The organism is Curvibacter sp. GW821-FHT01G03 (assembly GCF_059422285.1).
This window is the reverse complement of record NZ_JBWKWP010000050.1, coordinates 1-1,337: the sequence shown is the minus strand read 5'-3', so window position 1 is coordinate 1,337 and position 1,337 is coordinate 1. Positions and strand designations below refer to the sequence as shown.

At 69.0% G+C, this 1,337-nt stretch carries 1 protein-coding gene; it reads right to left on the bottom strand.

From position 1 onward, the window contains the following. The coding region (gene hpaE / locus AC07VS_RS28755; RefSeq protein WP_494752686.1) for a 5-carboxymethyl-2-hydroxymuconate semialdehyde dehydrogenase at positions 1–1,337 on the bottom strand (1,337 nt) is incomplete at both ends.

The window sequence follows — 1,337 nt, the reverse complement described above, 5'->3', positions numbered from 1 at the left end:
TCGCAGAACACCTCGTAGCTCCAGGTGCCGCCCTCGCGCCCGGTGCCGCTGGCCTTGGTGCCGCCAAAGGGCTGGCGCAGGTCGCGCACGTTCTGGCTGTTGACAAAGCACATGCCGGCCTCGATGGCGGCGGCCATGCGGTGGGCGCGGCCCAGGTTCTCGGTCCAGACGTAGCTGGAGAGGCCGTACTGCGTGTCGTTGGCGATGCGGATGGCGTCGGCCTCGTCCTCGAAGGGGATCAGGCAGGCCACGGGGCCGAAGATCTCGTCCTGAGCGATCTTCATGCGGTTGTCCACGTCGGCGAACACGGTGGGCCACACGTAGTTGCCGCGTTGCACATGGGCGGGCAGCTCGGGCGCGTAGGCCGGGCGGTCCAGGCCGCCGCACAGCAGCGTGGCGCCTTCCTTGGGGCCCAGCTCGATGTAGCTGCGCACCTTGGCCAGGTGGGCGGGGCTGATCATGGGGCCCACGATGGTTTTTTCGTCCAGCGGGTCGCCCACGGTGATGCGGCGGGCGCGCTCGGCGAACTTCTGCGCAAAGTCGGCGTAGATCGACTTTTGCACCAGGATGCGGCTGCCGGCGGTGCAGCGCTCGCCGTTGTTGCTGAAGATCATGAACACGGCGGCGTCCAGGGCGCGGTCCAGGTCGGCGTCGGCAAAGATCACGAAGGGGCTCTTGCCGCCCAGCTCCATGCTGAATTTCTTGAGGCCCGCGCTTTGCACGATGCGGTTGCCGGTGGCGGTGGAGCCGGTGAAGCTGATGGCGCGCACATCGGGGTGGCTGCACAGGGGTTCACCGGCCTGCTGGCCATAGCCGTGCACGATGTTGAGCACGCCGGCGGGGATGCCGGCCTCCAGGGCCAGCTCGCCCAGGCGGGCGGCGGACAGGGGGGAGAGCTCGCTCATCTTGAGCACGGCGGTGTTGCCGAAGGCCAGGCAGGGGGCCACCTTCCAGGTGGCGGTCATGAAGGGCACGTTCCAGGGGCTGATGAGGGCGCACACGCCCACGGGGTGGAACAGGGTGTAGTTGAGGTGGGTGGGGGTGGGGTAGGTGTGGCCGTCCACGCGGGTGCACATCTCGGCGAAGTAGCTGAAGTTGTCGGCCGCGCGGGGCACGAGCTGCTTGCCGGTTTGGGAGATGACCTGGCCGCAATCGTTGGTCTCGGTCTGGGCGATCTCGGGCACGTGGCGGGTGATGAGCTCGCCGAGTTTGCGCATGAGCTTGGCGCGCTCGGTGGCGGGCAGGCCGGCCCATTGGGGGAAGGCGGCCTTGGCGGCGGCCACGGCGGCGTGGACTTCGGCCTCGCCGCCGCTGGCGACTTCGGCCAGCACCTCCTG